This is a genomic window from Pauljensenia sp. UMB3104 (genome assembly GCF_030217285.1).
Lineage (GTDB): Bacteria > Actinomycetota > Actinomycetes > Actinomycetales > Actinomycetaceae > Pauljensenia.
The window spans coordinates 14,003-35,435 of the sequence record NZ_JASONN010000022.1; the positions used below are offsets into that span (position 1 = coordinate 14,003).

The 21,433-nt window shown below is 62.8% G+C and carries 24 protein-coding genes; 12 read left to right on the forward strand and 12 right to left on the reverse strand.

The features are described from left to right. Positions 1 to 70 precede the first annotated feature (70 nt). Positions 71 to 1,270: a DNA recombination protein RmuC gene (locus QP415_RS09045; protein WP_285099765.1), complete on the forward strand. Its 1,200-nt coding sequence runs from the start codon at positions 71 to 73 to the stop codon at positions 1,268 to 1,270. Here QP415_RS09045 and mcrC read toward each other — a convergent pair. From mcrC to QP415_RS09065, 4 genes are all read right to left on the reverse strand, one after another. Beyond that, positions 1,242 to 2,327 (reverse strand): 5-methylcytosine-specific restriction endonuclease system specificity protein McrC, encoded by a 1,086-nt coding sequence (gene mcrC / locus QP415_RS09050; protein ID WP_285099766.1) that lies wholly within the window; start codon positions 2,325 to 2,327, stop codon positions 1,242 to 1,244. The genes QP415_RS09045 and mcrC overlap by 29 nt on opposite strands. Next, positions 2,294 to 4,459 (reverse strand): AAA family ATPase, encoded by a 2,166-nt coding sequence (locus QP415_RS09055; protein WP_285099767.1) that lies wholly within the window; start codon positions 4,457 to 4,459, stop codon positions 2,294 to 2,296. The genes mcrC and QP415_RS09055 overlap by 34 nt, the downstream gene beginning before the upstream one ends. A gap of 118 nt (positions 4,460 to 4,577) precedes the next feature. Then, positions 4,578 to 4,949 carry a type II toxin-antitoxin system VapC family toxin gene (locus tag QP415_RS09060; protein ID WP_219751743.1) on the reverse strand — a complete coding sequence of 124 codons (372 nt, stop codon included), beginning with the start codon at positions 4,947 to 4,949 and terminating at the stop codon, positions 4,578 to 4,580. Next, positions 4,946 to 5,140 (reverse strand): type II toxin-antitoxin system VapB family antitoxin, encoded by a 195-nt coding sequence (locus tag QP415_RS09065; protein WP_219751744.1) that lies wholly within the window; start codon positions 5,138 to 5,140, stop codon positions 4,946 to 4,948. The genes QP415_RS09060 and QP415_RS09065 overlap by 4 nt, the downstream gene beginning before the upstream one ends. Positions 5,141 to 5,506: 366 nt before the next feature. On the opposite strand from QP415_RS09065, the gene QP415_RS09070 reads away from it, so the two are divergent. Genes QP415_RS09070 through QP415_RS09090 form a run of 5 tightly spaced genes read left to right on the forward strand, consistent with a single transcriptional unit; the run spans position 5,507 to position 7,784 of the window. Continuing rightward, positions 5,507 to 5,950: an Asp23/Gls24 family envelope stress response protein gene (locus QP415_RS09070; RefSeq protein WP_285099768.1), complete on the forward strand. Its 444-nt coding sequence runs from the start codon at positions 5,507 to 5,509 to the stop codon at positions 5,948 to 5,950. A 32-nt stretch (positions 5,951 to 5,982) separates the two neighbouring features. Beyond that, positions 5,983 to 6,159, forward strand: coding sequence for a hypothetical protein (locus tag QP415_RS09075; RefSeq protein ID WP_009057414.1), 177 nt, complete (start codon positions 5,983 to 5,985; stop codon positions 6,157 to 6,159). A 5-nt stretch (positions 6,160 to 6,164) separates the two neighbouring features. After that, positions 6,165 to 6,578, forward strand: a complete 414-nt coding sequence (locus tag QP415_RS09080) for a hypothetical protein (RefSeq protein ID WP_285099769.1) — start codon at positions 6,165 to 6,167, stop codon at positions 6,576 to 6,578. Then, positions 6,575 to 7,123 carry a DUF6286 domain-containing protein gene (locus QP415_RS09085; RefSeq protein ID WP_285099770.1) on the forward strand — a complete coding sequence of 183 codons (549 nt, stop codon included), beginning with the start codon at positions 6,575 to 6,577 and terminating at the stop codon, positions 7,121 to 7,123. Before QP415_RS09080 ends, QP415_RS09085 begins: the two co-directional genes overlap by 4 nt. Positions 7,124 to 7,136: 13 nt before the next feature. Then, the gene (locus tag QP415_RS09090; protein ID WP_285099771.1) at positions 7,137 to 7,784 is read left to right on the forward strand and encodes a hypothetical protein; all 648 of its coding nucleotides are present in this window, start codon (positions 7,137 to 7,139) and stop codon (positions 7,782 to 7,784) included. Between the two features lie 131 nt (positions 7,785 to 7,915). Here QP415_RS09090 and QP415_RS09095 read toward each other — a convergent pair whose 3' ends face one another. The 6 genes from QP415_RS09095 to QP415_RS09120 all read right to left on the reverse strand — a co-directional run bounded on the left by QP415_RS09095 (position 7,916) and on the right by QP415_RS09120 (position 14,037). Further along, on the reverse strand, positions 7,916 to 8,284 hold the full coding sequence (locus tag QP415_RS09095) for a HigA family addiction module antitoxin (protein WP_285099772.1): 369 nt from the start codon (positions 8,282 to 8,284) through the stop codon (positions 7,916 to 7,918). Beyond that, entirely contained in the window at positions 8,211 to 8,492 is a 282-nt protein-coding gene (locus QP415_RS09100; RefSeq protein WP_285099773.1) for a type II toxin-antitoxin system RelE/ParE family toxin, read from the reverse strand. Before QP415_RS09100 ends, QP415_RS09095 begins: the two co-directional genes overlap by 74 nt. A gap of 134 nt (positions 8,493 to 8,626) precedes the next feature. Then, positions 8,627 to 10,111: a HEPN domain-containing protein gene (locus tag QP415_RS09105; protein WP_285099774.1), complete on the reverse strand. Its 1,485-nt coding sequence runs from the start codon at positions 10,109 to 10,111 to the stop codon at positions 8,627 to 8,629. A gap of 139 nt (positions 10,112 to 10,250) precedes the next feature. Next, the gene (locus QP415_RS09110) at positions 10,251 to 10,985 is read right to left on the reverse strand and encodes a hypothetical protein (RefSeq protein ID WP_285099775.1); all 735 of its coding nucleotides are present in this window, start codon (positions 10,983 to 10,985) and stop codon (positions 10,251 to 10,253) included. Positions 10,986 to 11,831: 846 nt separating this feature from the next. After that, positions 11,832 to 12,932: a redox-regulated ATPase YchF gene (gene ychF / locus QP415_RS09115; protein WP_285099776.1), complete on the reverse strand. Its 1,101-nt coding sequence runs from the start codon at positions 12,930 to 12,932 to the stop codon at positions 11,832 to 11,834. Between the two features lie 37 nt (positions 12,933 to 12,969). Beyond that, positions 12,970 to 14,037 (reverse strand): 4-hydroxy-3-methylbut-2-enyl diphosphate reductase, encoded by a 1,068-nt coding sequence (locus tag QP415_RS09120; RefSeq protein WP_285099777.1) that lies wholly within the window; start codon positions 14,035 to 14,037, stop codon positions 12,970 to 12,972. A 147-nt stretch (positions 14,038 to 14,184) separates the two neighbouring features. Here QP415_RS09120 and xseA point away from each other — a divergent pair, with 147 nt between their 5' ends. The 3 genes from xseA to QP415_RS09135 are packed head-to-tail and all read left to right on the forward strand — an operon-like array spanning position 14,185 to position 16,762. Continuing rightward, entirely contained in the window at positions 14,185 to 15,495 is a 1,311-nt protein-coding gene (gene xseA / locus QP415_RS09125; protein ID WP_285099783.1) for an exodeoxyribonuclease VII large subunit, read from the forward strand. A 57-nt stretch (positions 15,496 to 15,552) separates the two neighbouring features. Beyond that, positions 15,553 to 15,783 carry an exodeoxyribonuclease VII small subunit gene (locus tag QP415_RS09130; protein WP_009054534.1) on the forward strand — a complete coding sequence of 77 codons (231 nt, stop codon included), beginning with the start codon at positions 15,553 to 15,555 and terminating at the stop codon, positions 15,781 to 15,783. 43 nt (positions 15,784 to 15,826) lie between these two features. Beyond that, positions 15,827 to 16,762 carry a carbohydrate kinase family protein gene (locus QP415_RS09135; protein ID WP_285099778.1) on the forward strand — a complete coding sequence of 312 codons (936 nt, stop codon included), beginning with the start codon at positions 15,827 to 15,829 and terminating at the stop codon, positions 16,760 to 16,762. An 83-nt stretch (positions 16,763 to 16,845) separates the two neighbouring features. Here the strand turns inward: QP415_RS09135 and QP415_RS09140 are convergent, their stop codons facing one another. Then, the gene (locus QP415_RS09140; protein ID WP_285099779.1) at positions 16,846 to 17,607 is read right to left on the reverse strand and encodes an isoprenyl transferase; all 762 of its coding nucleotides are present in this window, start codon (positions 17,605 to 17,607) and stop codon (positions 16,846 to 16,848) included. 185 nt (positions 17,608 to 17,792) lie between these two features. On the opposite strand from QP415_RS09140, the gene trhA reads away from it, so the two are divergent. Next, complete coding sequence (trhA, locus tag QP415_RS09145; RefSeq protein WP_285099780.1) at positions 17,793 to 18,476, forward strand: PAQR family membrane homeostasis protein TrhA; 684 nt, start codon at positions 17,793 to 17,795, stop codon at positions 18,474 to 18,476. 113 nt (positions 18,477 to 18,589) lie between these two features. Further along, positions 18,590 to 19,069 carry a transcription elongation factor GreA gene (greA, locus tag QP415_RS09150; RefSeq protein WP_016460188.1) on the forward strand — a complete coding sequence of 160 codons (480 nt, stop codon included), beginning with the start codon at positions 18,590 to 18,592 and terminating at the stop codon, positions 19,067 to 19,069. 100 nt (positions 19,070 to 19,169) lie between these two features. Here greA and QP415_RS09155 read toward each other — a convergent pair whose 3' ends face one another. After that, positions 19,170 to 20,654: an AI-2E family transporter gene (locus tag QP415_RS09155; RefSeq protein ID WP_048677681.1), complete on the reverse strand. Its 1,485-nt coding sequence runs from the start codon at positions 20,652 to 20,654 to the stop codon at positions 19,170 to 19,172. Between the two features lie 100 nt (positions 20,655 to 20,754). Here QP415_RS09155 and msrA point away from each other — a divergent pair, with 100 nt between their 5' ends. Next, on the forward strand, positions 20,755 to 21,381 hold the full coding sequence (msrA, locus tag QP415_RS09160) for a peptide-methionine (S)-S-oxide reductase MsrA (RefSeq protein WP_048677682.1): 627 nt from the start codon (positions 20,755 to 20,757) through the stop codon (positions 21,379 to 21,381). Positions 21,382 to 21,433: the final 52 nt, after the last annotated feature.

A 21,433-nucleotide genomic window follows, 5' to 3' on the forward strand; every position in this document is an offset into this window, starting at 1 on the left:
GTAGGTTGTTGAACACCCACGCTGCACGGGGGCGGACGCAGATGTGCATGGCCGTTCGTAGACTGCACGCATGGGTATGTCGCTTGTTTTTCTCATCGTTGGCTTAGTGGTTGGCGCGCTCCTCGGGTACGTGGGCGCCGTGGCGCGCCGTGCGTCGACGCCTGATGAGGCGGGCACGCTGCGCGCGGAGGTCGCCCGCTGGCAGGCGCGCGCGGAAGAGCTGTCCCGGCGCGTCGAGTCTGCCGAGGCCCGCTCACAGGGTGATGCTTCCGTCTTGCAGGCGCTCGCACCGGTGCGCGCGCAGCTGGAGCAGATGACGCAGCGGGTTGATCAGATGGAGCAGATTCGCGCGCGTCAGCACGGCGCCCTCGCCGAGCAGCTGCGCGAGTCCGCGAGTCGCGAGGCCGAGCTGGCGCGCACGACCGCTTCCCTGGAGGGTGCTCTGCGGTCGCGTAGCGCACGCGGCACGTGGGGCGAGGTCGAGCTGGCGCGCATCCTGGAGGCTTCCGGAATGCTACCGCACGTGGACTTCGCGGAGCAGCGTTCGATTGGCTCGCTCACTCAGGGACGAGGCCGGGGCGGGGTCACATCGTCGGGTGACCTCGGCCGTCCCGACGTCACGATTCACCTGCCCGGGCAGGGGTTCCTCGCGCTCGACGCGAAGGCCCCCATGGATGCATACCTGCGGGCGTGTGCCATTGATGAGAGCGGAGAGGACGCTGAATCTCGACGCCGCGCCGAGCTGTCGGCGCACGCGAAGGCGCTGCGTTCTCACGTTGAGGCGCTGGCTGGACGCGACTACGCGCGGTCACTGGGCGCATCACCCGAGCTGGTCATCTTGTTTGTCCCATCCGAGGCTGCCCTGTCGGCAGCACTGCGCACTGACGCGTCGCTCCTAGACGACGCGATGGCTCGAGGCGTGGCCCTGTGCTCCCCCGTCACACTACTGGCGGTGGCGCGCACGTGCGCCACCGCGTGGGCGAGGACGTCCATCAACGAACAGGCGGACCAGGTGATCGCGCTGGGCCGCGAACTGTACGAGCGCCTCGGCGTCGTCGCCGGCCACATGGAAAACCTGGGCAAGCACCTGGCCAAAACCGTGGACTTCTACAACAAGACCGTGTCGTCCATGGAAAGCCGCCTCCTGGCCAGCGCGCGGTCCGTGAGCGCACTCGAGGAGGCCTCGAAAAAGACCATGACCGTCACGTCCATCGACCCGGATGCCGCCCAGGTCCGCGCTTTCACGAAGCCTGAGTTGACGGGCCAGTGAGCGTGTCGGCGATCCCGTCCAGCTGCGCGCGAATCTCCTCGAAGGGGCGGTCCAGGTCGAGCGTCGTCGCGCTGATGCGGTTGCCGCTCATGCAGTAGGTGGCGTCGGGATAGATGTCCTCGTCGGTGGCGGCGTAGAGGAGCATGCCCGAAACTTCGATGCTCTCCCCCGAGCGCTCGAAGGCGATCTGCTTGTTCTTCACGTACGCGAAGATCTGGTACAGATTTCCTGAATGCACGGTCCTCTTGTCGAAGTTGCTCTGCATCGTGGACGCATAGTACTTCGCGTCGATGATGAGCACGCAGCCGCGAGCGCTCAGCGTGATGTCGCTGCGCATGGCGGGCAAGCCGTCCGAAACCCCGTCATCCAGCACCCAGTCGATGAAGGAGGCGCTGGCATTCAAACAGGGATGTTCCTTGCGGTAGTACTCGAGGATGAATTTCTCGTAGAGGCGGCTCATGCGCTGCTCGTCAAAGAAATCCATCATGCGCACGGTGCCGTCGCTCTGGGTTTGAAGCAGCCCTTTGACGACGAGCCAGCATACCGCCATCAGCATGCGGTAGGTGCGGTTGTTACGGTCGTATCGCATGTTCCAGTCGACCGTGTGCAGGTCGATGTCGCACACGTCCGCGAAGAAGACCATGAGCTTCTTCAGGCTCTTCTTGCGTGCCCGTGAGATGTCCGAGTGCACGAGCAGCGCGACCGTCGCCTTGATGATGCGATTCATCGCCGTGTCGACGCTGAACTCGTCGTAGGAGCACACCAGCTGGCGGCGCAGAATCGCCTGCGACTTCACGGACTCTGTGACCTCGATTTTGCCGCGTAGGGAGGAGCGCGCCTCGGTCCGGTTCACGTACTCCTGCCCGAGGCCTCGTTTGAGTTGGAGGGACACGCCTCGCTCGAGGATGGCGGCGCACAGCTCGGCGGCGTTGTCGAAGTCCTCCGTGGCCACGGCGCGGTAGCCCTGCTCGCGCAGCGCCGAGAAGGCGTAGGCGAGCATGTGGAAGACGTTGCGGACGCGAATCACCGCAGCGACCTGCGCAGCCTGTCGCTCCATTCGCGGACCTTGCCAGGCTCGTCGAACCAGTATTCCTTGAGCATCGGGATGAGCTCGTACTCCACGATCGAGGCAAGGGCCTCGTCGGTGCAGGTCTCACGTTTCATGTTGCAGAAGTAGCTGTGTCCGATGCAGAAGCCCTCGCCGAGAGACTCATCCTCGGCGATCGCACGGTTGAGGGATTCCACCTCGCGCACGAGTGCCTCGAACCTCGAATTATCGAGGCCGGCGCAGTAGTCACGGAAGCCGTCGGAGTCGAAGGCGGGGCTCAGCTCCACGAACGCGAAGCGGCGACGCAGCGCGTAGTCGAGCATCGCGAGGCTGCGGTCCGCCGTGTTCATCATGCCGATGATGTGAACGTTAGTAGGAACGCTGAACAGTTCGCGGGAGTAGAGGAGCTGGAGTTCGTTTCCGCGCTTATCGCTCTCAATGAGCATGAACAGCTCGCCGAAGATCTTGGAGAGGTTGCCACGATTGATCTCGTCAATGATGAAGAAGTATGCGTTCTCCTCGTCGTCGGCGGCTTTCTTGCAGAAGGAATAGAACGCCCCCTTCACCAGCTCGAATCCCGCACCGGAGGGGCGGTATCCCTCGATGAAGTCCTCGTAGGAGTAGCTCTGATGAAACTGGATCAGCTTGACGCGCGAGACATCCTTGACGCCCATCATCGAGTAAGCCAGGCGCTTGGCAGCATAGGTTTTACCAACACCGGGAGCACCCTGCATGATGATGTTCTTCTTTGTTTTCAGCAGGCCCACGATCGCGTCGTAGCGCTCGCGGTCCATGTATACCTCTTCGAGAAATATCTCGACGGAATACTCAGTCAAGGACACCGGCATTTCCTCTATAGCGGCAGCTTCTTCGCTGTCGAAAAAAGAAGACTCCATCAGCGTAACGAAGACCTGTTTGTAGGTGACATCAGTGAGCGTCTTCATCGGTAAGCGCTCATCGACAGGCCACTGTCCAGTGTGGGTCCAGCGGACCTCGCGGATGTTCGGATAGTCGCTACCCTCAGCATCGTAGACATAGTTGCCCGTCACGACACCCCGTCCGACGATCTCTGCCTTGCCTTTTTTGACGAATACGACGTCGCCCGGCTTCATCTCGTTCGCAAACTGCCACAGGGCGTGAATGTCGTTCTTCTGAGTGCCGTTTTCAGGATAGGTCTGGAGCATCTGTGCCTTCAGACCTTGTTTAGTCGCATAGGAGCTTAGATCCCCGACCTCACCCCAGGCCAGTCCCATAATTCCACGCTTGTAGAACTCGTCCCACTTGCAGGCTCCTTCTCCGGGAGCGTAGAGCCAGTAGCGCACGGTCTGCACACCATCGTCGCCAAGGGCAGCTGCCTGGGTGACTTCTTCCTTGTCTTTGTCAGCCTGTTTGTTCTCACGGTTAACCTGTTCGGAAACGCGCCACGCGCACGCGGACAGCTCGGGAAAGGTCTTGTATTCGTAGGCTCCGGAGGACATAGCATCGAGAACACGGTCGCGCAGCGCCAGATAGGCGAAGGCCCCGGGAGGCGATGCGAGCTGGGAGACCTCGGCGTTCACGTCCGGGGGCATACGATCGGGAAGCCTGAGGAACCAACGGTCCAGTTTGCTCAGGTTAACGTAGGCATACGGACGCACCCAGAATAGGCCCATTGTGACGTTCCAGCTGGCATAGCGTTGTTTGAGAACAGCATCGTACGCGTGGCAAAATGCCGCCCCCGTCTGCTCTGTCGGCCGGTCCGCGTAGGCCAGAGCAACCGTGAACAGGTCCCAGAGCCTCTCAATATCGCCATCACCCCGACATGCCTGGTCGTAGAGAGTCGCATTGAAATTGATTAGCGTAGGGACACCGACAAAATCATCATGCAGCGGAGCTTCCACACCAAGAGCACCACCGATCCCGAGGGCAACCGCCCGGCGCTTCTTGTCTGTGAGGCCTCGATTGAAGAGGCCGTAGACCGTGAAAGGATCAATATCCTTCGGAATACCGCCGGAGTCAAGCGTCGGCAGGTCCATACCGAGTTCGGCGTAGACATGCTGCAACGTCGCAATAAGAGCCTGCCGATCATCCTTGAAGGCAAGCAGCTTGTCCGCTAGTTCCATGAAAAAGCGCGGCCATGAGTACTGGCTATCCGTCATCATGGCCACACCCTACCACCCAGGTGATCGGCGACACGATTCGCACTCGTACTCGTCCAACAGCAAAGCCGGACCACACCCTCGCGCGACCCGGCCACTACCTCGAGGAAAACGCGGACCCTCAGTCCAGGTCCGCCAACACGCCCAGGTCGCGTGCAGCCTGGCGCAGGCGCTTATCACGAGTCCACAGAGCCACACCGGGGGTTACGACAGCACTCGCCAGAAGTGCCACATCGACAGCACTGAGGCCCCTCCCCCATAGCCGACGCTCCTCGACGAGATGCCGCACGCCCTGATCATCAACACTGCGCACGATCATCAAGCGTTCAAGCGCTTTCAGGAAGATCGATCGATTCTTGAGATTCCCCAACGCGAGTTCAGTGATGACACTCTGATGCACGCACACCTGGTCACGCTCGAGCAGATCAACCAGAAGCGGTTCAGTTTTCCGCAGGTGATCGATCCAGATGTTCGTGTCAACGAGGACTCTCATGCGCGCTCTCGACTCCGAGGAGCGGCCTCCGCCGCAGAATCACTACCGCCGAGCGCAGCGAGCTGCCGACCACTCTCGATTCGAACGAGGAGTTCTACCGCATCCTTGATCAACGCGGATCGTTCTTTGACCCCAGTCAGCTCCTCAGCGCGCGCAATCAGATCATCATCGAGTGTCACAGTGGTTCTCATAGCTACCTCCAACCCCAAGATAGCATCATAATCACCATCATTTGATTCGACTATTGATGCTCATTGACGCTCACGCGCCCTCTCACCAACAGCAAAGCCGGGCCACACCCTCGCGCGACCTCATTGCCGAGGACACTCCCGTCACCTGATATCACCATGTGTCAAACCTCAGTGATGTATCCCATTAATTGAGGTCTCAGAGCTTTTCAACCGACTGCACCCATCACCTAGCGCAAGAATGGTCTCGGGAAGCAATACAGGGCGACCAGACCAGTCGCGGTGTCTACGATGACACATCACTGACCTGTTGCTTGAGCCGCGCATCACCCAGCGGCCCCCACCTTCGACTCAATGAAAGAGGCTCACATGAGCGACAACAACGAGAACGTTGACCAGGACAAGACCCCCGAGGGTCCCCTCCAGACCGACCACGGCACGACCACCATCGAGGAAAACGTCGTCGCTAAGATCGCCGGCATGGCCGCCCGCCAGGTGCCCGGCGTGCACGGCATGGGCAACGCCGTGCGCCGCGCCTTCAGCGCCGTAACTGACCGCATCACCACCACCCAGACCAACGTCACCGGCGGCATCACCGTACACAAGGGCGAAACCCAGACCGCCATTGATGTCACTGTCGTCGTCGAGTACGGCTACTCCATCATCAACGTCTGCAACGACATTCGCAGCAACATCATCGACCAGATCGAAGGAACCACCGGCCTGGAGGTCGTCGAGGTCAACATCGACGTCACCGACGTCCACCTGCCCGAGGAGGAAACAAACACCTCCGACTCAACCGATCTGAAGTAGTCGACCTCGACGCCTGGATCTGAGGAATTCTCATGAAGACAACGCACCTGGCTCTCCTGGTGGGCCTGTTCATGGGAGCCGTTCTCGCGTTCGGTTCCTTCGCCAGCTTCGTCCTCGTTGCCCTGTGTGGCGTCGTCGGATGGGTAGTGGGCCTCTATCTGGAGGGCCGGGTCGATGTCCAACGTATCCTCGATTGGCGAAAGAGGTGACGAGCGTGGCCGCGCCTGACTCCGCAGTCACGCAGCCGAAGTCGTCGCGCGAGAAGGAATCCTCCTTGACGCAGCGCGGCACTACGACTATTCCGGCCAATGTCGTCGCCCGAATCGCCGCTCAAGCCGCGTTTGAATTTGCCGCCGTCGGCTCGAACGCAGGTGGAGTCCTCGGGATTGGCTCCCGCCGAAACTTCGGGTCTCGGCCCGAGGCCACATGCCAACTCTATGGGCAGCGCGCGATCCTCCATCTGGACCTCGGCCTCGTCTTTCCCACCCCCTTGTCCTCCACTATCGAGGACCTGCGCGCGCACGTGAGCGGTCGCGTCGAAAAGCTGTGCGGGATGAACGTTGGCAAGATAACCATCGACATATCCTGGCTCAACCCGAGCAATCGCGTCAGGAAGCCCCTGAGATGAGAACACCCGTACCGGCAATCGTTTATCGCCCAACCCGGAGCGCACCTGCCACCCTGTTGGCGTTGCTGCTCCTCATTGTGGGAGGCCTCGGCACGTGGCTGACGGCGTACCGCTTCCTCACGGGGGCCTGGCCACAGCGCACCGTCACCACGCTTGACGCGGTTGGCGCGGCATCCCTCGGTTCCATCGCTGTGCTTGTCGCAGCCGGAGTCGCCGCCGCCTTTGGTCTCTTCCTCCTGATCGCAGCACTGTGGCCTGGCCACCCCAAGCACGTCGCTTTTCTTCCCGACGTTATCCCCGGGCAGACAGCACTTCACCGTTCTGACCTTGCAATCCTCGTGAAGAGGCACGTCGAACAGATCGCCACGATTCGGTCTGCTTCCGCCACCGTGCACAGGTCACGAGTCGACGTTGTCGTCTTCAGCGACGCGGATGATTTAGACGCAGTGCGCGAAGCAGCGTCCAAGAAGACCAACGAGGCGCTGGAGATTTTCCAGCCCGTGGGCATCACTCACGGTCGCGTCCACGCCAAGCGCGTGAGCTGAAAGAGAGCCACTTATGCGTTCAGTTTCTGCCGCTCTTAACAGAGTTTTCCTGGCCTTCTTCGGCTTGTTGATCGTCTGCGCAGCCGCCTGGTTCCTTGCCTCCGGCCTTGACGCCGGCCACTCGGTACCCAGCATCGCTGCTTACCTAGCAGCAGCACAGGACGAGATCGGAGCATTACTCTCACTCCGGGCCCACTGGCTTCTACCACTCGGCGTTCTGATGTCTGTCATCACCTTCGTGGTCGGCTTGTTCCTGCTTCTCATGCAGGTGCCGCGCAGGCCTGCGAATTCTTCACTGAGACTCAGTGGCTCCGACGGCACTCTGCTGGCTACTCTCTCCCCCGATGTTCTGTCGCAGGCACTCTCCGAGCGGGCACAGGGTGTTCCAGGGATCGAAGGATGCACCGTCTTCGTCACCGGCTCCCCGAGCAAGCTCTGGGTCCAGGCAGAGACCAGCGTCGCGCCGGACTGCGAGGTCGAGTGGACCGTGACCGAGCTCCGGAAACTATTGAACGAGGACGTGGCTACATCTCTGGGAACGCCTCCCAAGCAGCTCGACGTTCTCGTACGCCTGGCGCGCTCGGCGAGTTCGACATCAACATCGAAGGCCGTCACAGGACAGCCGTCGTCGGCAATCACAGGAACGGGAACAGGCGCATGAGGCGTGGGGCAGGGCGAATGAGACCCTGCCCCACGTTTATGTGCACCATGCGACCATATTCACGAGGCCGGGGCTGAGTCTGTCGTCACAATTCACCCAAAGTGCAGACCGCCTCGCTCCGATGAGGCGTTTTAGGCTACTTCCACCGTCACGAGGGGAACGATTCCGCTCAACGTATCTCCCAGTGCATCTTCGGCGCGATCGAGCTCGTAACGCATCTGCAGGTTCATCCAGAACCCCGGGGTCGTGCCGAAGTAGCGGGAGAGACGCATTGCGGTGTCCGCCGTGATTCCCCGCTTCCCATGGACGATTTCGTTGATGCGACGGGGCGGAACATCGATAGCGACGGCGAGCTTGTGCTGCGTAATTCCGAATCCCTCGATGAAGTCTTCCATGAGGACTTCGCCCGGGTGAATCGGAGCAATTTTAGTGGTAGTCAACGATCTCAACCCCTTCTGGACCAGCGTCGCCCCACCTAAAGCAGATACGCCACTGATCATTGATTCGGATACTGTACTGCCCCGCACGGTTACCGCGCAGACGCTCGAGCCGGTTGCCCGGAGGAATCCGAAGATCCTCCAAACGACACGCGGCGTCAACCTGCCGCAACTTGCGCAGCGCGACACGAGCAATGCGTGGGTCGAGGGAAGGAGCAGGCTCCCTCGCAAACAAGCGCTCAGTCTGACGATCCCCGAATGACTGGATCATGACACAAGACTATATCCAATCCCGTTATTAACGCAAGCCGTTAACTCCAGCGACTGTCAGCCCACACTTCCTGCCCCAAGCGTGCGCCGACACAGAGCCAGCCACACTCCCACATAACCAGCCCGCTACCTCGTTCAGGAGCCACCTTTTGGCGGCACGAGCCATTCCCGCGCTTTCCTGCAGATCATCCGGAAGCGTGGATGGTCTTGCACGATTTCACGTTGTCGTTCTGCTGGTAACCCAAGTTCATAGAGAACATTGAGAATCACGACAGCGCTCGTCGTATCAACAATGGAAATCAGCTCATCGATGGAATGGCTTGGGGTCTTTCCCTCGTGTGCAAGGTCATTGCGAGCTCGCGTCGTTCGCTTCGCCCAATGTTCAACGTCTGGCACAAGCTGCTCGATCGCTTCCTGATCAGGCCGAGCAGCTAGAGCGAGAAGCCTATCCCGAAGCGTCGGCGAATTTCGAATCGCTTCTTTAAACCTGCCGCGATATTCCTCAGGCACCTGCCCAAGCATACCGTCACGCATCTCCTTAAACACTGCCTCGGGAATTGGTTTCTCTTCAATACCAAGACCGCGGTGAAGGGCTTCCGCAGCACCTACCGCCATCAGCAGGTTGTTCTCAACGAAACGCGCCGGAGCGTAGCGCAGGCCCAGGATCATATTGATAGCCGCCTGCAATTTTCCCCGCACCTCACACCATCGCAGCATGACTTCCCGGAAGGGAAGCACCTCACAAGTGAAGAGGAGCCGACCACGCTCAACAGCCTTCTCATCAGATTTGCCGACTGCTACAGGGGAATACAGAACATCCGCGCGCCGAGGTGGTAGCATCCGCCCATCTGGGAGGAGCGCCTCAGTCCCTGCAAGCTCCAACTGGAGCCAGATGACGCCAGCAGCACGGTGCGTTGCAAGCGCAATCAGATCTTGTATCAGGCTCGCATCCTCCAGCGCAGTTTTGAGAGAAAACGACTCAGCCCGGCAGATACGAATGGATACCGCATCACGCATCCGTCCGATTACTTCCCCTTTGCGCCGATCAAAAAATGGCAGGGTGTAGGCATGTTTTAGGCAATAGTCTGCACCATCGACAGCCACTGCTTCGATTTCGACGGGCTCCACTGAGATCGTCCCGGTTCCATCAAGGTCACCATCACGATAGCCTAGAGAATCTGAGAAAACAGACGATACAGCCCAGGGCATCATATCCTCGACAACAACCTCGGTTGCCACAAACGTCGTGTCCTCATCTCGACTGACATGAACACCAACGACGCCAATTGCTGCGACGATGACCTGCATATCAGAGGTCTTTAACCCCGCAAACACGGACCTATCGGTCCTGGTGGGAAGGCAGTCCAGAAGCGTAATTTCGCGACCATCAGCCACACCCCAAATAACATCCCATGTCCTGACACCCGCATGAACAAACGTGACTCCAGGCGCAGGACTCGAAGAGATTCGTTCGTCGAAGCCTCCGATCAGCGAGAGGGAGAGTCCACCCTTTCCGTCATACCGCAAGACACCAGACAGTCGCTCTTCAGGTGCTTCCGGAAGCCACCAGAGACCTGCCCATTCTCCAGACTCGTCAAGTTTTAGAGGATCGTTGCTCATCATTCTTCCTGCGACAATTACTTAATCGACGGGCAGAGAGCCCACCTTATCTCGCGCTACCCGACGGTTGCAGAGATTGGAGGAACCGCTTTCCCACCATCTCTTGGCGCACGTAACGCCTACACGGCCGCGGCGAGCGCTAAACCCAACCTAGTGCCCTTGCCGCCGCCACAGTCGCACTTAGCTGCGCTTGTCCACCTGCGTTACTCACCGCGTCACTCACACACTGACGCACCCATTTCAACGCGCCTGTTACTGCAGGCGACGTAGCTGACTCACGCCCTTCAGCAGCGTCTTGCAATGTATTCGCCGCTTCAAGGAGCGAAGATGCGCGGGGCTCAGACGAAGTCTTCGCATCCTGCCGAAGCGCCTCAACGAGAGCTCCTAGATCATCTCCACTCAACCCCTGCCCAAAAACCACTATCTGCTCTCCACTAACACTAGTTGAACCATTGCCATCACCGGTAGATCCGATAGACGAATTCTGCTGGTCCCTCCGCTCCTTGGCCAGACCCCAATACCTCTTCGAAAGCACCAACACTGGTGGCGGAGAATTCATAACAATTTCATTCCAACCCCAATTACCGAACATGCCGCCTGGCGTCATGGCAATTCCACGCGCATCCATCCAACGACAGAGGAAAATCCACTGCGTCACGTTTAAACCTAAACACTGCCAGTAAGAAGGTAAAATGCGAACAGATTTTAGCGGTCTAGAGGAGCTTGCGAATAGGTCATCGACCACCAACCACGAATACTCTTCGCATTGTTGTTCAGTGAGATGCGGACGATTGGCTTCCCTCCACCGCCGAATAAGAAATATCAGATAGCCAATACAGATAACGATAAATAACCACCCGACGAAATTCTTCATTGAACTCCATTCCTTGCACACTATCACCCATCGAACGACGCCCACGCCACGACTTTGACTACTTCAATCAAAGATGATTAGGCATTCGATTTAACATCGACTATACCACCGTAAATACATAAGTACACAATTTCAACCAAGCGTCTTCTTCTGACACGAAGAGTGGGTTATCGTCTCGACATGCAATAGAGCTGCGTCCCCATGGTCAATCTCGAACAACCCGAAAGCTTCAGTTAATACACCCCTGCATCTTCGCAGACCTGCTAGGCGTTCACGACAACTCGCCAGCACCTCACCACGGGAAGTGAACCGGCTCGACTCCACCCGAACCTTCAGGATTCGGTACATCGAGCCATCCACTAGTTACACGTCGTCTACGCCCCCACCGCCCAATACTCATCGTAGCGACTAGCGTCAACGCTGCGACCTCTGGCGGACAGGAAACAGAGAACAGCTCAATCTGCCCAGCAGAAAGAAATTGCGGCTTGAACACACCTTTCTCATGCCGCAACTTTCGGTTGCTGAGCGACCTCAGCTCCCGAGGTAGCGTTTCGATTTCACCAATCCTCGCCACTTCTGGGCTTTTCTCGGGGAATGAGAGGCCGAACGCGTACTCATCACAGCGCACATCGTGTAAGTAAGCCTTTCCTTCCGTATTCTGCACCCACACCATTACCCTGCGGACGCCGTCAGAATCAACGGGGTTACCTCCTGCAACACCAAACTCCGCCGACACTGGCAGCGTGGCGCGTCGCTTTATACACCAGCCAATTCCCCCGGCTAAAGCCGTGCCAACAACGAACGGTAACCCAACAATCGTGGCTATAGCCGCCCCGTCCTGGAGCATTACTTCTTCCCGCCAGACGTTAGTCCAGAACGGAACTCGACGACGTCTCCGTCTTCCATGACGTAGTCCTTGCCTTCCATGCGGACCTTGCCGGCGGCCTTCGCGGCGGCCATGGAGCCGGCCTCGACCAGGTCATCGTAGGAGACGACCTCGGCCTTGATGAAGCCCTTCTCGAAGTCCGTGTGGATGACGCCGGCGGCCTTGGGGGCGGTATCGCCCTTGTGGATCGTCCAGGCGCGCGCTTCCTTCTCGCCGGCGGTCAGGTAGGTCTGCAGGCCGAGGGTGTCGAAGCCGACGCGGGCCAGCTTGTCCAGGCCGGACTCGTCCTGGCCGGATTCGGCGAGCATCTCGCGGGCATCCTCGTCGTCCAGTTCGACCAGCTCGGCCTCGAACTGGGCGTCCAGGAAGATGGCTTCAGCAGGGGCGACGAGGGCGCGCAGTTCGTCCTTCATCTCCTCGTTGTCCATCTCGGCGGCGTCCATGTTGAACACGAAGATGAAGGGCTTGGAGGTCATGAGCTGGAAGGTGCGCAGCGCGTCCTGGTCCAGCTTGGCACCCTCGGGGCCGGACAGCAGCTCGCCGCGCTCCAGCAGCTCCAACGCCTGGCGGGCGGTTTCGAGGACGATCGGCTCGGTCTTCTTGCCGCGCACCTCCTTCTCGAGGCGCGGGATCTGCTTCTCGACGGTCTGCATGTCGGCGAGGATCAGCTCGGTCTTGATGGTCTCGATATCCGAGGCCGGGTCCACCTTGCCGTCGACGTGCACGACGTCGGGGTCAGAGAAGGCGCGCGTGACCTGGCAGATCGCGTCGGCCTCGCGGATGTTGGCGAGGAACTGGTTGCCCAGGCCCTCACCCTCGGAGGCGCCGCGCACGATGCCGGCAATGTCCACGAAGGACACGGTGGCGGGCAGGATGCGCTGGGAGCCGAAGATCTCCGCGAGCTTGTTCAGGCGCGGGTCGGGCAGGGGGACGACGCCGACGTTGGGCTCGATGGTCGCGAAGGGGTAGTTCGCGGCGAGCACGGTCGCGCGGGTCAGGGCGTTGAACAGGGTGGACTTGCCGACGTTGGGCAGTCCAGCGATACCGATAGTAAGAGACACACTCCCATCCTATCGGAGCAGGCCCGGTGGTGTTGCCCTACTTCGTGTGGTTTGGCCCGGCGACGCGGGGCGCGTGGGGACGCGCGGGCGCCATACCGGCCTTCTTGAGGTCGGCGCGCAGGTCGCGGGGCAGCGCGAAGGTCGTCGATTCGGTTTCGGTGCGGGCCACCTCGACGGTGGGGAATCCGCGTTCCTGCAGCCATTCGATGACCTCGCGCACGAGGATCTCGGGCACGGACGCGCCGGAGGTGAGGCCCACGGTGCGGGCTCCTTCGAACCAGGCGTCCTCGAGCTCGTCGGCTTTGTCGACGCGGTAGGCGGCGCCGGCCCCAGCCTCAAGCGCGACCTCGACGAGGCGCACGGAGTTCGAGGAGTTCGCCGACCCGACAACAACCATGACGTCGACCTGGGGCGCGATGTGCTTGACGGCGCCCTGGCGGTTCTGGGTGGCGTAGCAGATGTCGTCAGACGGCGGGTCGATGAGCTGCGGGAAGCGCTGGCGCAGGCGGTCCACGGTCTCGCGGGTTTCGTCGACGGAGAGCGTGGTCTGGGAGATCCACACGACGCGCGAGGGGTCGCGCACGACGACGTTATCGACCTCGTCGGGGGTGCCGACAACCTGGATGTGGTCGGGGGCCTCGCCGAAGGTGCCCTCGACCTCCTCGTGGCCCTGATGGCCCACCAGGATGATGTCGTAGTCTTCCTTCGCGAAACGCACGGCCTCGCGGTGCACCTTGGTCACGAGCGGGCAGGTCGCGTCGATCGTAGCGAGGTGGCGGGTGGCGGCGGCCTCGTGGACGGCCGGGGAGACGCCGTGCGCAGAAAACACGACGCGGGCCCCCTCGGGCACCTCGTCGGTCTCCTGGACGAAGATCGCGCCGCGCTTAGTCAGCGACTCGACGACGAACTTGTTGTGGACGATCTCCTTGCGCACGTACACGGGCGCACCGTAGAGCTCGAGGGCCTTTTCGACGACGTCGACGGCGCGGTCCACGCCGGCGCAGTATCCGCGGGGAGCCGCCAAGAGGATGCGGCCGTTGCCCTCACCGTGGGAGGAGGGCAGGGGGGACTCGGCACTGGCGCGCAGGTCGACGTTTTCATTCATGCGTCCACCCTAGCGCCCACGGCCCGGGGCGTGCGCGCGCTCGTGACAATCCCACACGCTCCTCATCGACGAGGCCGGGGCTGTCCACAGGCGCACGCTGCGGCAGCGCGGCGGGGACTTTCCTGTGGCATGCTGAGTGGCGTGACAATGCCTCTTACCCCTGCTGCGCCACCTCCGGGCGGCTCGCCCCAGCCTCGTCCGCCCGCCGCGAAGGCCGCCGATACGACGCGCGATAATCCGTGGCCGCTGCGCAGGCTGACGGAGAACATCAAGGTGTACGTGGACCGCATGAGCCCCCTGTGGGTGGAGGGCCAGGTCGTCGAGTACAAGGTGCGCCCGGGCGCGAAGATGCACTTTTTGACGCTGCGTGACCTCGAGACCGACACGTCGATGACGGTCACCGCGTGGGCGGGCGTCATGGATTCCACGCCCCTGACCGAGGGCGCGCGCGTGGTGACGCGCGTGAAGCCGGTGTTCTGGGAGCGTTCGGGCCGACTGAACCTGCAGGCCGCAGAGATCCACCTGCAGGGCGTGGGTGATCTGCTGGCCCAGATTGAGGCGCTGCGCGCCCGCCTGGCCGCAGAGGGCCTGTTTGCGGACGCCCGCAAGAAGCCGCTTCCGTTCCTTCCGCGCACGATCGGCCTGATCTGCGGCCGCAACGCGAAGGCGAAGGACGACGTGGTCGTGAACGCGTCGGATCGCTGGCCGAGCGCGCGCTTTGAGATCCGCGAGGTCGCCGTGCAGGGCGATCACTGCGTGCCCGAGGTGGGCCGCGCCCTCCTCGAACTGGACGCCATGGACGAGGTCGACGTCATCGTCATCGCGCGCGGTGGCGGCGCGGTCGAAGACCTCCTCCCCTTCTCCGACGAGCGCCTCGTGCGCGCCGTCGCGGACGCCCGCACGCCCATCGTCTCCGCGATCGGCCACGAGGGCGACTCTCCCCTGCTGGACCTGGTGGCCGACTACCGCGCCTCGACCCCGACGGACGCGGCTCGCCGCATCGTGCCGGACCGCGCCCGCGAGCGCGACGGCATCTCCCAGGCGCTGACCCGCATGCGCGGGGCGCTGGGGGCGCGCCTGGCGACGGAGCGATCGAACCTGACGCTGATCGCGTCACGCCCGGTGCTCCAGGGCCCGGAGGCCATCGTCGAGGGGCACCGCGTGGCCCTGACACAGCGGGTCACCGCAATGCGATCGGCGATCGAGCGCCGGCTCGCCTCGGAGCGCCAGCAGCTCACGCGCTCGCGCGCGACGCTCACCGCCCTGTCCCCGCAGGCCACACTGGACCGCGGCTACGCGCTGCTGAAGACCCCCTCGGGCGCGCTCATCACGTCCTCGGCGCAGATCAAGAAGGGCGACCTGATCGAAGGCATCCTCGCGTCGGGCCGCATGGTCGCCCAGGTCGTCGGCGCCACGAACCCCGCCCCTCCCGCGGACGCGCCCGACACAGGCGCGTGACCGGTGGGGCTCGCCCCGGCCTCGTCCCCCGTACCTCCCACTCAAAGGAACACAGAAATGACCACGAACGACCAGCTCCCCGATCCCCAGTCCCTCGGCTACGAGGAGGCGCGCGACGAGCTCGTGCGTATCGTCCAGACCCTCGAGGGCGGACAGGCACCCCTCGAGGACACTCTCACGATGTGGGAGCGCGGCGAGGCCTTGGCCGCCCGCTGTTCCCAGATCCTGGATGGAGCCCAGGAGCGTCTTTCTGGACGCACCTCCACCCCCTCCCCCGAAGCGCGCTAATGTACATTCTGTAGATCCGCTCACACGCAGGTGAGGAGACGCCATGACGGTGCAATCTGGCCCCCACATTCTCGCGATCGGCGAGGCGCTTATCGACGTCGTCATCACGCACGAGCAGCCCGACTTCCCCGTCGAGATCCCCGGAGGCTCTCCCGCGAACGTCGCCCTCACGCTGGGGCGTCTGGACCGGCCGGTGGCGCTGGCGACCTGGATCGGTCTGGACGAGCGCGGCCGCCTCATCGACTTCCACATGAACGATTCCGGCGTGCACGTCACCGCTGCCTCGCGCGGCGCCTCGCACACGTCGACGGCGCTGGCACGCCTGGACGAGTCGGGCGCAGCCTCCTACACCTTCGACCTGGAGTGGGCGCCGACTCCGCCGATCAAGGTTCCACCTACCGCTCAGATCCTTGAGGCCGGTTCGATCTCCGCCATCATCGAACCCGGTGCTTCCGCGGTCCTCGATGCGCTGACCCGAGGACGCGAGCATGCGCTCGTGTGCTTCGATCCGAACGCGCGCCCCTCGATCATGGGCGAACCGGAGGCGGCGCTCGCCTCCCTCGAGCGTTTTATCGCACTGGCGGACGTCGTCAAGGTGTCGGATGAGGACATCGAGTGGTTGACGGGCGGCGCTCCCATCGACGAGGTCGTGGATCGTTGGCTGGGTATGGGACCGTCGCTCGTGGTGGTCACGCGCGGCAAGCATGGCAGCGACGTCGCCACCGCCTCGGGCCTGCGCTTCACGAAGACCCCCGCGGACGTCCCAGTCGTCGACACGGTCGGCGCGGGGGACTCCTTCATGGGCGGCATCATCGACGCCATGTGGGGCATGGGGTTGCGTGGCGCAGACGCTCGCGAGACTCTGCGTACCCTGCCCGAGGAGCAGGTCCGCGCGATCATCGACCGCGCGAGCGCCGTGTCCGACGTGACGGTGTCGCGCAAGGGCGCGAACCCGCCCTGGGCACACGAACTCGCCTGATTCCAGCACACACGTTCACGAGGCCGGTCCCCCATCGGGGTCCGGCCTCGTCCGTTAGCTTGGTGGCGTTCTTCGGCGCGCGCTCACTTGCCCATGCGGCGCTCGCGCTGCGCGTAGGAGCGCAGGGCGCGCAGGAAGTCGACGCGACGGAAGTCCGGCCAGTAGACCTCGCAGAAGTAGTACTCGGAGTGCACGGACTGCCACAGCATGAAGCCCGACAGGCGCTGTTCGCCGGAGGTGCGAATGACGAGGTCGGGGTCGGGCTGGTCCTTCGTGTACAGGTGGGCCGTAATATCCGCGTCCGTGAAGGAGTCGGCGAGCTCGTCGAGGGTCTTGCCCTGGGCGGAGGCCTCGCGCATCATGGCGCGCACGGCCTCGGTGATCTCGTGTCGGCCGCCGTAGCCAACCGCGATATTGACGGTCATTCCCTGCACGTCGGCGGTGCGCGCGACGGACGCACGCAGGTCCTCGGACACCTTCTCAGGCAGCAGAGACAGGTCGCCCACGACGGCCAGCTTCCAGCGCCCCTGGTCGGCCAGGAGCGAGACGGCCTCGCAGATGATGCGCAGCAGCTCGCCCAGCTCGCCGGCCTCGCGCGACAGGTTGTCGGTCGACAGGAGCCACAGCGTCACGATCGACACACCTGCATCGTCCGACCACTGGAGGAACTCACTGATCTTGCCCGCGCCCGCGCGGTGTCCCTGCGAGGCGGTTGCGCCCAGGGACTTTGCCCAGCGGCGGTTACCGTCCAGGATGACCCCGATGTGGGCGGGGACGGCGGCGTCAGACAACTCAGCTTTGAGGCGACGCTCGTACATGTCGTAGAGCATGTTCCACTGGGCCATGGTGTCCCTCCTGATGCTGTCGCACCCCGCGGTGCAGCGTAGTCTTATGCCATTAAGGTTATCGCGCCCGGGGACGCAGGGAAACAGAAGTACTCTCGGAGTGCGAGAACACGCCTGTCACAATAAGTTACGGCGTAGTAACCTACGGACTCGTAAGAAATGTTGACAGCTCGATCGGGGGACGAATGAACATCGCATCGCTCACGCCCAAGGAGTGGTTCTCGGGCCAGCTCGTGCAGATCAAGCCGAAGCTGCGCGGATGGCTACACCTGGGCGCTACCCCGCTGTCTCTCGCCGCATCCATCGTCCTCGTCTGCCTGGCACCCACGACGGCGACGAAGATCGGATCCGCCGTCTACCTGGCATGCTCCCTCATCCTCTTCGGCGTCTCCGCCACCTACCACCGCTTCTACTGGGCGCCTCGCTGGGAGATCATGTGGAAGCGCCTGGACCACTCCAACATCTTCCTGCTCATCGCGGGTACGTACACGCCGATCACGATCGCTCTCCTGGAGCGATCCGACGCAACCGTCCTCCTGTCGGTCGTCTGGGGCGGGGCGCTCGTCGGCATCCTCCTCAATCTCTTTTGGCCCACCGCCCCGCGCTGGCTGACCACGCTCGTCTACGTCGCGCTCGGGTGGGTCGCAGTCTGGTACCTGCCCCAGCTGTGGGCGGGCGGCGGCCCGGTCGTCGTCTGGCTCATCGTCGCCGGAGGCGTCCTCTACACACTCGGCGCGGTCGTCTACGGCACGAAGAAGCCTGACCCCTCCCCCGCCTGGTTCGGCTTCCACGAGATCTTCCACGCCTTCACCGTCGCCGCGTGGGTCTGCCACTGCGTCGCCGTCTACCTGGCAGTCTTGAATTCCTGACTCGCCACCCAGGCGCCCAACACCCGAGGCCTGGCGCAATGTTGCTACACTCGACACCATGCGCGCCGGCACCCGTGTCGGCGCTCGATTACTGACACGTCATTGGAGGAACCATGGCTGACACACAGTGGCTCACGCAGGCCCAGTACGACCTGCTCGCGAACGAGCTGAAGGAGCGCGTCGAGGTCAAGCGCGTCGAAATCGCGCGCCTCATCGATGCCGCCCGCCAGGAGGGCGACCTGCGCGAGAACGGCGGCTACCACGCCGCGCGCAACGAGCAGTCCATGAACGAGACCCGCATCCAGGCCCTCCAGGAGATGCTTGAGCACGCCGAGGTCGGCGAGACCCCCGCCGACGACGGCATCGTCGAGCCCGGCATGGTCGTCACCGCCCTGGTCGCCGGCCGCGAACAGAAGTTCCTGCTCGGTTCGCGCGACGCCGGCGGCGACCTGGGCATCCAGGTCTTCTCCGCCCAGGCTCCCCTGGGTGCCGCTGTCATCGGTCACAAGGCCGGCGACAAGCTCTCCTTCGAGGCCCCCACGGGCCGCATGATCGACGTCGAGATCATCGAGGCCGTGCCCTTCGAAGGCTGAGCCATAGCGCAGAGGCCCCCACGGCCTCGCCCCCAATCAATACGTAGCGGGTCCCACCAATAGGTGGGACCCGCTTCTATCGTCAACACGCGCGCGAGTCTCAGGCCTCCACGTGGGGCGTCGGAGGCTCGCCAGACTTCTCGTTCTCGGTGGCCGCGGGCGCTTCCGCGGAATCCCCCTTCTCAGCCTCCGCATGGACCTCGACGTGAGCGTCCAGCGACGCCACGACCTCTTCCTCACCAGCCTGCTCGCGGGTCACGTACGGGCGCGTATCGGGCTTACCCGCGTAGGAGGCCGCGATCTCCTCCTCAAGGGCGCCAGGAGGGCCACCCGGGCGGTCCTCAGCCGTCGCCAGCTCAGGCATCGGGTCGTAGCCGTGCAGGTACATGACGGTCGCGTTGATAAAGGCCGCGATCGGCACTGAGAAGATCGCACCGGCAATGCCAGCGATCGCAGATCCCGCGGTGATGACCAGCATGACGGCCACGGGGTGCAAGGACACCGCGTTCGACATCATGAAGGGCTGCAGAATGTTGGACTCGATCTGCTGGACGACCAGGATGATCACCAGCATGATGATCGCCTTCGTCAGGCCACCATTAACGGCCGCGACCAGCACCGCGATCACGCCCGAGGTCAGAGCACCCAGGATCGGAACGAAGGCAGCAAAGAACGTGATGACGCCAATCGGGATGGCCAGAGGTACACCCAGGAAGAACGCGCCCAGCGCGATACCGATCGCGTCGATGGCCGCCACCTGAATCTGCGTACGCACGTAAGAGCCGAAGGTCGCCCATCCGCGAATCGCACTCTCGTGGACGGGGACGCGCGCGGGGGCGGGCAGCAGGCGCACGCACCACAGCCAAATCGAGCGCCCCTCCTTCAAGAAGAAGAACAGGCAGAACAGCATCGTCAGGCCGGACGTGGCCAGCGTGCCCACCGAGGAGGTGATGTTCAGGGCGCCAGTCGCCAGCGTTTCCTTGTTCGTGTTGAGCCAGTTGACCAACTCGGTTCGCAGCTGTTCAGCCGCGGACGTCAGGACGGTCGTATCAATCTTGAGGGGGCCATTCTGCAGGAACTCGTTGTGCAGGATCGCATCGAGCAGGGCGCGGAAACCATCCGCGGCCTGCGTCGCCAACTGCGGGACCTGCTGAATGAGTTCGGCGGCCGCCTGGCTCAGCGCGCCGGCGACGGCCGCGAAGAAGACGAGTAGGCCGACGGTCGCAGCCAGCGACGCTGGGAGGTGCAGACGGCGCCGCATCCAGGACACGAGGGGTTCCAGAAGCACGGCCACCGTCAGCGCAATCGCCACCGGCATGATGACGATCGTCAGGCGCGCGATACCCCACAGGACGGCCATCACCAGGCCGAGAACGACCAGGGTGCGCCACGAGAACGCGGCGGCCACGCGCAGGGTCCGCGGGACGGCGAGGGTCACATCACGTTCATCCTCGTGTTCCTCGCGCACCGACACCATAACGGGGGCGGGCGCGGGTCCGTCAGCGTGCTTTGCGGGCAGCGCAGCGGAAAGCCTGCCCATGAGGTCGGATAGTTTCCAGCGCGGCTGTTCCTGAGTTGCGGCCACGGTCCCTCCTTTTCGTTCACCCACAAGCGTACCCGCCCGCTGCCTCATTTCCGTCCGCGCAGCGCGCCATGTATGCGGTTAGTGGCGCATACTGTCTGGCATGAACAACATCTTCACTCTCGCACGCACGGATGTAGCGCCCACGACGCACGCGGTCCTTGGCTCGAACATGAGGGCCGAGGCCGAAGCAGGCCAGGAGGTCATCTACCTGGCAGCGGGGTGCTTCTGGGGCGTCGAGAAAGCCCTGTGGAACGCGCCCGGAGTCGTCACCACCGCGACGGGGTACATGGGCGGACATACCCCCGATCCCACCTACGAGCAGGTCTGCTCTCATACGACGGGCCACGCGGAGACCGTGCGCGTCGTCTTCGACACGTCACTGACGAGCGCCGCCGATCTGATTCGTCTCTTCTTTGAGATCCACGACCCCACTCAGGTTGGCGGCCAGGGCAACGACATCGGAGACCAGTACCGCTCACAGATCTGGACAACGACACCGGAGCAGCTGCACGACGCGACCGCCCTGCGCGCGGCCTACCAGGAGGTCCTCTCCGCACGAGGCTTCGGGCCCATCCAGACCGTTCTCTCCGCCGCGCCCGATACCGATTCCAACGCGCGATTCTGGTACGCCGAGGACTATCACCAGCAGTACCTGTTCAAGAATCCGGGCGGCTACGAATGCCACGCACGCACGGGCGTCGCCTGCCCGGCTCTGCCCAGCGAGTAGCGGGCATGTCGGACCACACATGAAACGGGGGCGGGTCGGCACATGCGTGCCG

What these genes read in the sequence shown, in the direction of transcription:
- QP415_RS09045 (WP_285099765.1), top strand. Translation starts at nt 71, where the DNA reads ATGGGTATGTCGCTTGTTTTTCTCATCGTTGGCTTAGTGGTTGGCGCG.
- mcrC (WP_285099766.1), bottom strand. Translation starts at nt 2,327, where the DNA reads ATGGAGCGACAGGCTGCGCAGGTCGCTGCGGTGATTCGCGTCCGCAAC.
- QP415_RS09055 (WP_285099767.1), bottom strand. Translation starts at nt 4,459, where the DNA reads ATGATGACGGATAGCCAGTACTCATGGCCGCGCTTTTTCATGGAACTA.
- QP415_RS09060 (WP_219751743.1), bottom strand. Translation starts at nt 4,949, where the DNA reads ATGAGAGTCCTCGTTGACACGAACATCTGGATCGATCACCTGCGGAAA.
- QP415_RS09065 (WP_219751744.1), bottom strand. Translation starts at nt 5,140, where the DNA reads ATGAGAACCACTGTGACACTCGATGATGATCTGATTGCGCGCGCTGAG.
- QP415_RS09070 (WP_285099768.1), top strand. Translation starts at nt 5,507, where the DNA reads ATGAGCGACAACAACGAGAACGTTGACCAGGACAAGACCCCCGAGGGT.
- QP415_RS09075 (WP_009057414.1), top strand. Translation starts at nt 5,983, where the DNA reads ATGAAGACAACGCACCTGGCTCTCCTGGTGGGCCTGTTCATGGGAGCC.
- QP415_RS09085 (WP_285099770.1), top strand. Translation starts at nt 6,575, where the DNA reads ATGAGAACACCCGTACCGGCAATCGTTTATCGCCCAACCCGGAGCGCA.
- QP415_RS09090 (WP_285099771.1), top strand. Translation starts at nt 7,137, where the DNA reads ATGCGTTCAGTTTCTGCCGCTCTTAACAGAGTTTTCCTGGCCTTCTTC.
- QP415_RS09095 (WP_285099772.1), bottom strand. Translation starts at nt 8,284, where the DNA reads ATGATCAGTGGCGTATCTGCTTTAGGTGGGGCGACGCTGGTCCAGAAG.
- QP415_RS09100 (WP_285099773.1), bottom strand. Translation starts at nt 8,492, where the DNA reads ATGATCCAGTCATTCGGGGATCGTCAGACTGAGCGCTTGTTTGCGAGG.
- QP415_RS09105 (WP_285099774.1), bottom strand. Translation starts at nt 10,111, where the DNA reads ATGAGCAACGATCCTCTAAAACTTGACGAGTCTGGAGAATGGGCAGGT.
- QP415_RS09110 (WP_285099775.1), bottom strand. Translation starts at nt 10,985, where the DNA reads ATGAAGAATTTCGTCGGGTGGTTATTTATCGTTATCTGTATTGGCTAT.
- QP415_RS09120 (WP_285099777.1), bottom strand. Translation starts at nt 14,037, where the DNA reads ATGAATGAAAACGTCGACCTGCGCGCCAGTGCCGAGTCCCCCCTGCCC.
- xseA (WP_285099783.1), top strand. Translation starts at nt 14,185, where the DNA reads ATGCCTCTTACCCCTGCTGCGCCACCTCCGGGCGGCTCGCCCCAGCCT.
- QP415_RS09130 (WP_009054534.1), top strand. Translation starts at nt 15,553, where the DNA reads ATGACCACGAACGACCAGCTCCCCGATCCCCAGTCCCTCGGCTACGAG.
- QP415_RS09135 (WP_285099778.1), top strand. Translation starts at nt 15,827, where the DNA reads ATGACGGTGCAATCTGGCCCCCACATTCTCGCGATCGGCGAGGCGCTT.
- QP415_RS09140 (WP_285099779.1), bottom strand. Translation starts at nt 17,607, where the DNA reads ATGGCCCAGTGGAACATGCTCTACGACATGTACGAGCGTCGCCTCAAA.
- trhA (WP_285099780.1), top strand. Translation starts at nt 17,793, where the DNA reads ATGAACATCGCATCGCTCACGCCCAAGGAGTGGTTCTCGGGCCAGCTC.
- greA (WP_016460188.1), top strand. Translation starts at nt 18,590, where the DNA reads ATGGCTGACACACAGTGGCTCACGCAGGCCCAGTACGACCTGCTCGCG.
- msrA (WP_048677682.1), top strand. Translation starts at nt 20,755, where the DNA reads ATGAACAACATCTTCACTCTCGCACGCACGGATGTAGCGCCCACGACG.